The sequence below is a fragment of the Streptomyces sp. NPDC029216 genome, from assembly GCF_040648015.1.
In the GTDB taxonomy this organism is placed as follows: Bacteria; Actinomycetota; Actinomycetes; order Streptomycetales; family Streptomycetaceae; genus Streptomyces.
This window is the reverse complement of record NZ_JBEZWL010000250.1, coordinates 1-5777: the sequence shown is the minus strand read 5'-3', so window position 1 is coordinate 5777 and position 5777 is coordinate 1. Positions and strand designations below refer to the sequence as shown.

Below are 5777 nucleotides of genomic sequence, written 5' to 3'. Positions count from 1 at the left end.
CGTCGAGAGGTCGTTGCCGAAGGACGCCGTCTCCGAGGTGAAACGGTCACCCGTCAGCTGCATACCGTCACCCGAGTCACCCGCGAAGCGGATGATCACCCGGTCGACACGGCGGATTTCCTTGCCGGCTCCACCGGGCTGAGGCGCGCTGCGCTGCTCACCGATGGCCCCGCCGGCCCCGTCGGCCTGCTCGGCCGGGCTACTGACCTGGCTGGTCACTGAACTGGACCTCCTTCGAGGCGTGGGCGTTCACTCCCAAGGTCAACCCTACGTCCGCGACGTCGTCCGTCCCTGGGTCGCCCGCATTCTGGACCGCTCCGCGCGGAGCGGTCTGTCCGACAGACGTCGTGCTCTACTCGAAATATTCCAAATCACCCGGCCGTCGTACGGCGATGCCGACGCGTGCCTTAACTGACAGAGTCTCAGTCGATCAAGACCTGAGGTAGGTAAGAACCGCCAGTACGCGCCGGTGATCCCCGTCACTCGGAGACAGGCCCAGCTTCATGAAGATATTGCTGACGTGCTTCTCCACGGCCCCGTCACTCACCACGAGCTGCTTGGCTACAGCGGAATTCGTGCGTCCCTCCGCCATGAGGCCCAGCACCTCCCGCTCGCGCGGGGTCAGACCCGCCAGGACGTCCTGCTTGCGGCTGCGCCCCAGCAGCTGCGCCACGACCTCGGGATCCAGGGCCGTACCGCCCCGCGCCACCCGGACGACGGCGTCGAGGAACTCGCGCACCTCGGCCACCCGGTCCTTGAGCAGGTACCCCACCCCGGTGCTGGAACCGGCCAGCAGTTCGGTGGCGTACTGCTCCTCCACGTACTGGGACAGCACGAGCACCCCGATCCCCGGGTAGTCGCGGCGCAGCTGCACGGCGGCCCGTACCCCCTCGTCGGTGTGCGTCGGCGGCATCCGCACGTCGGCCACCACCACGTCGGGCAGCTTCCCCTCGGCCGCCAGGTCCGCCACCGTCTTGATCAGGGCTTCCGCGTCCCCGACGCCGGCCACGACGTCATGCCCCCGGTCGGTCAGCAACCGGGTCAGGCCCTCACGGAGCAGCACTGAATCCTCGGCGATGACCACCCGCACCCTGTCTTCCACGTTTCAGCAGCTCCCGCGTCACTCGCAAACCCACTTGGCAGTGCCAAGCATCCCAGCCGCGGGCGGCCGGGCGGGCGGAGTTTCGCGGGTCGCGGACGGGTCTACGCGCGCCAGGGCAGCTCCGCTGTCACCGTCGTCCCCCGCCCCGGCCCCGAGTCGACGACCAGGACGCCGTCCACCGCGTCCAGCCGCTCCGCGAGCCCAGCCGGCACACCTCCCCCGGAGGGGCCGGTTCCGTCCTGGCCGTCGGCCGTGACCCGGATCAGCAGCCGCTCCCCGGACTTCCACACGTCCACGCCCGCGCTCCGGGCCCCCGCGTGCCCGCCGAGGCTCCGCAGCAGCTCCGACACCGTGAAGTACGCGATCCCCTCGACCGCCGGGGCGGGCCGGGACGGCAGGTCCACCTCCACCCGTACCGGAACCGCGCACCGTGAGGCCACAGCCGACAGCGCCGCGTCCAGCCCCCGGTCGGTGAGCACGGCGGGATGGATCCCCCGGGCCAGGTCCCGCAGCTCCCGCAGCGCGGTCTTCACCTCGCCGTGGGCCTCGTCCACCAGGCGGGCGGCGGCCCGGGGGTCCTCGGCCAGCTTCTCCTTCGCGAGCCCCAGCTCCATGGCCAGCGCCGCCAGCCGCGCCTGGGCCCCGTCGTGCAGCTCCCGCTCGATGCGCCGAAGATCGGCGGCGGCGCTGTCCACGACCACCCCGCGGTCGGACTCCAGCTCACTGACCCGGTCGTCGAGCCGCGACCGGCCGAGCAGCCCGGTGACCAGGACCCGGTCGACGGTCACGAGCCCCCGGATGACCCACGGGGTGAGCAGCGTGAGCACCAGCCCCAGCCCACTGGCGGCGGCGATGGCGAGGGGGGAGTCCAGAGTGAAGGTGTAGTCGCCGTTCTGGAACAACTGCAGCCCGGACCGGTCGGTGAAGGCCGGGAACACCCAGAACCACAGCGGGTACAGCAGCATGCTCCATCCGTAGCTCCAGAGGGTGAGCGCGACGCAGAAGGAGAACACCGCCCAGGGGAAGTGGACCACCGAGTACAGCACGTGCCGCCAGGCGCTGCCGCTCTTCAGCAGCGCCCCCATGGCGGGCAGCACCCCGCGCCTGGCCGCCCGCACCGGAGCCGGCCCGGCGACCGGCACCCGCAGCAGCCCCCGCACCCGGGCCCGCTCCACGTACCCGAACCCCCGGCACATGGCGAGCACCCCGGCCAGGACCGGCACCCCGACGAAGGTCACGAGCAGCCCGGCCCCGGCGGACACCCCGGCGACGGCGAGCGCGAAGTACAGCGTGCTCAACGGCAGCCCGACCAGCAGATAGAGCAACTCCCGCCAGACCCGCCCCTCCAGCGGCGCCCTCAGCACCCCACGACGCTCCACCATGCCCAGACCCCTTCCATCCCCTGACCCAACCCCTCCACCCTGGCCGGGGCCCCTCCCCCCGGACCATCCGGCGGGTCGGCGTCCCGCCTGGGGGGTTAACCCCACCGAATCCAGCCCCGCCGGCGTTTGAGGCGCGGGGTCTGGGGCGGAGCCCCTGGGGGCACCTCCCAGCGGTAGCTGGGGGAGAAACGGTGAAAGGGCGGGTCGGGGACCGCTCCGCGCAGCGGCACCCCCGACCCGCCCGGCCAGGCCAGACCCCCCGCTACCCGCGGACGCGCCACGGCAACTCGACCGTCACCACCGTCCCCGCCCCCCGGGGCGACTCCACCCCGAACCCCCCGTCAACGGCCCGCACCCGCTCCGCGAGCCCCGCCAGCCCACTCCCCCCGGAGGGCCCGGCCCCGCCCGGCCCGTCGTCGGACACCCGCACGACCAGCCGCGCCCCCGCCCGCCACACCTCCACCGACGCGCCCCGCGCGACCCCCACCGCGTGCTTGCTGACGTTCTGCAGCAGCTCCGACACCACGAAGTACGCGATCCCCTCGATCGCCTCCGCCGGCCGCTCCTCCAGCTCCACCGACACCTTCACCGGCACCAGACACCGCGCCGCCACCGACGACAGCGCCGCGTCCAGCCCCCGGTCCGTCAGCACCGCCGGATGGATCCCCCGCGCCAGGTCCCGCAGCTCCTGCAGCGCGAGCTTGACCTCCCCGTGCGCCTCGTCGACCATCGCCGCCGCGCCCTCCGGGTCCTCCAGCAGCTTCTCCTTCGCCAGGCCCAGCCCCATCGCCAGCGCCACGAGCCGCGCCTGCGCCCCGTCGTGCAGGTCCCGCTCGATCCGCCGCAGATCGGCCGCCGCCGTGTCCACGACCACCCCGCGCCCCGACTCCAGCTCGGCGATCCGCCGCTCCAGCTCGTCGGAGGGCGACAGCAGGCCCCGTACCATCGCCCGGTCCAGGTTCGCGAGCAGCCGCACCACGTACGGGAGCACGGGCCACAGCACGAACAGCCCCAGCAGGGCGATACTGAAGGTCAGCACCCCCCAGGGCAGCCGGACCAGCTCGAACAGCACGGTCCGCCACGCCACCGGGTCCTTGATCCCCGCCCACAGCCAGGGGAAGAACCCGCCGGAGCGGCGCGGCCCCGGAAGCGGGGTCGGCTCGGCGACGCGCACACCCAGCAGCGCCCTCGCCCGTACCCGCTCCAGCACCCCGAGCTGCCGCGACAGGTAAAGACCGGCCAGCAGCAGCGGCAGTCCGATCGCGGTCACGGCCAGCCCGCCCGCGGTCGCAAGCATGACAACCGTGTAAATGAATCCGATCAGCGCCACCGGCAGATTGGTGACCAGATAGGCGATCTCCTTCCACGTGGCCCCGGAGAAAACGGGCCGGACGGGAGGAGGGACGGAAGCTTGATCGTTCGCGGTCATGCGGCCCAGCGTGCCAATTCCACCCCGGCAAAGCCATGGGGTGGCCAGGCGCGAGTAAACGGGGGGTAACCCCACCCTGTGCGGACCAGGCCCTAGACTCCCGTCCGTACCAGATCAACGAGAACGTCGACAGTGGCCGAGGAGCGAGGAACGGACGTGCCCGAACCAACGGTATCGACCGTGACCGTAATTGCCGCGGACTACTTCCGCAGCTATTCGGTCGTCGGCCTGCTCGCCGTCCTCGGCGTGCTCTTCGTCGCCGTGGCCTTCGGCGCCGGCCGCCTGCTGCGGCCCGTGGTCCCGACCCCCGAGAAGCTGCTGACGTACGAGTGCGGCGTGGACCCCGTGGGGGAGGGCTGGGCGCACACCCAGGTCCGCTACTACGTCTACGCCTTCCTCTACGTCATCTTCGCCGTCGACTCGATCTTCCTCTTCCCGTGGGCGACGGTCTTCGCCGCCGCCGGCTACGGCGCCACGACCCTGGTGGAGATGTTCGTCTTCCTGGGGTTCCTCGCCGTCGGCCTGCTCTACGCGTACAAGAAGGGCGTCCTCGAATGGACGTGACACCGGCCGCCGTGACACCGGAGCCCGTTGCGCTCCCGGAACCCAGGAGGCTGGGGGTCCTCTCCCGCCTGGCCCCCGAGCCGATGAAGGTGGTCCTGAACTGGGGCCGCCGCTACAGCCTGTGGGTCTTCAACTTCGGCCTCGCCTGCTGCGCGATCGAGTTCATCGCCGCGTCCATGGCGCGTCACGACTTCATCCGCCTGGGTGTCATCCCCTTCGCGCCGGGCCCGCGCCAGGCCGACCTGATGATCGTCTCGGGCACGGTGACGGACAAGATGGCCCCGGCCGTCAAGCGGCTCTACGAGCAGATGCCCGAACCCAAGTACGTCATCTCCTTCGGCGCCTGCTCCAACTGCGGCGGCCCGTACTGGGACTCGTACTCGGTCACCAAGGGCGTCGACCAGATCATCCCGGTCGACGTCTACGTGCCCGGCTGCCCGCCCCGCCCCGAGGCCCTCCTCCAGGGCATCCTCAAGCTCCAGGAGAAGATCGCCCGCGAGTCGCTGGCGGACCGCTACGCCGCGCAGCCGTCGGTCGCGCAGCTCACCAGCGGCCTGGTGAGCGCCCCGCCCGCCCCGGGGGGCGGCGCGTGAACCTCTACGACTCCCTCCCCGACGCGGCCCCGGAGGTCTTCGGCGCGGAGGCCGTGGCCTCGGTCGCGTACGACGTCCTCACCGTGGACGTCCCGGCCGGTTCCTGGATCCCGTCGCTGGAGATCGCCCGCGACAAGCTGGGCTGCACCTACTTCGACTGGCTGAGCGCGGTCGACGAGCCGGGCACCGGCTTCCGGATCTGCGCCCACGTCGTCGCCCTGGAGGGCGGGCGGGTACGCCGCCTGCTGCTCCGCACGACCGTCCCGCACAGCGCCCCGAGCCTCCCGTCGGCGGTCGCGGTCTACGCGGGCGCGGCCTGGCACGAGCGTGAGACGTACGAGATGTTCGGCGTGGTCTTCACCGACCACCCGCACCTCGTGCACCTCCTGCTCCCCGAGAACTTCGAGGGCCACCCGCTGCGCAAGGACTTCGTCCTGGCGGCGCGCGTCGCCAAGGCGTGGCCCGGCGCCAAGGAGCCGGGCGAGGCACACGACCCGGACGCGCCCAAGCGCCGCCAGATGCTCCCGCCCGGCGTACCGGACCCGAACGACTGGGGCCCGCTCAAGGGCCAGCTCCCCCCGGCCCCGGCCCCCCCGGCCCCCCCCCCCCCCCCCCCCCCCCCCCCCCCCCCCCCCCGAAGAGGACAAACCTGTACAACACAAAACCACCAGAAAATATCGATTAGGCGCGACAGGCTGTGCGGAAGG

Annotated in this window: 6 protein-coding genes and 1 pseudogene; 3 read left to right on the top strand and 4 right to left on the bottom strand. The window is 72.1% G+C overall.

Annotation, left to right across the window (positions count from 1 at the left end):
• The 4 genes and pseudogenes from AB0F18_RS38210 to AB0F18_RS38195 all read right to left on the bottom strand — a co-directional run.
• Window positions 1-219 (bottom strand): annotated as a pseudogene (locus AB0F18_RS38210) (2-oxoglutarate ferredoxin oxidoreductase subunit alpha); the annotation flags it as partial.
• A gap of 211 nt (window positions 220-430) precedes the next feature.
• Window positions 431-1090 carry a response regulator transcription factor gene (locus AB0F18_RS38205; RefSeq protein WP_362069860.1) on the bottom strand — a complete coding sequence of 220 codons (660 nt, stop codon included), beginning with the start codon at window positions 1088-1090 and terminating at the stop codon, window positions 431-433.
• Window positions 1091-1203: 113 nt separating this feature from the next.
• Complete coding sequence (locus tag AB0F18_RS38200) at window positions 1204-2484, bottom strand: sensor domain-containing protein (protein ID WP_362069855.1); 1281 nt, start codon at window positions 2482-2484, stop codon at window positions 1204-1206.
• Window positions 2485-2746: 262 nt separating this feature from the next.
• Window positions 2747-3913 (bottom strand): sensor domain-containing protein, encoded by a 1167-nt coding sequence (locus AB0F18_RS38195; protein WP_362069852.1) that lies wholly within the window; start codon window positions 3911-3913, stop codon window positions 2747-2749.
• Between the two features lie 156 nt (window positions 3914-4069).
• Here AB0F18_RS38195 and AB0F18_RS38190 point away from each other — a divergent pair, with 156 nt between their 5' ends.
• The 3 genes from AB0F18_RS38190 to AB0F18_RS38180 form a co-directional block, all read left to right on the top strand.
• Entirely contained in the window at window positions 4070-4477 is a 408-nt protein-coding gene (locus AB0F18_RS38190) for an NADH-quinone oxidoreductase subunit A (RefSeq protein WP_362069857.1), read from the top strand.
• Window positions 4468-5070, top strand: a complete 603-nt coding sequence (locus AB0F18_RS38185) for an NADH-quinone oxidoreductase subunit B family protein (protein ID WP_362069849.1) — start codon at window positions 4468-4470, stop codon at window positions 5068-5070. The genes AB0F18_RS38190 and AB0F18_RS38185 overlap by 10 nt, the downstream gene beginning before the upstream one ends.
• Window positions 5067-5777 (top strand): NADH-quinone oxidoreductase subunit C (locus tag AB0F18_RS38180; RefSeq protein ID WP_362069846.1); only part of this gene is annotated, 711 nt, incomplete at its 3' end. The genes AB0F18_RS38185 and AB0F18_RS38180, both read left to right, overlap by 4 nt.

Excerpts from the sequence above, each read along its gene's own strand:
- AB0F18_RS38195 (WP_362069852.1), bottom strand. The coding sequence starts at position 3,913 with ATGACCGCGAACGATCAAGCTTCCGTCCCTCCTCCCGTCCGGCCCGTT.
- AB0F18_RS38200 (WP_362069855.1), bottom strand. The coding sequence starts at position 2,484 with ATGGTGGAGCGTCGTGGGGTGCTGAGGGCGCCGCTGGAGGGGCGGGTC.
- AB0F18_RS38185 (WP_362069849.1), top strand. The coding sequence starts at position 4,468 with ATGGACGTGACACCGGCCGCCGTGACACCGGAGCCCGTTGCGCTCCCG.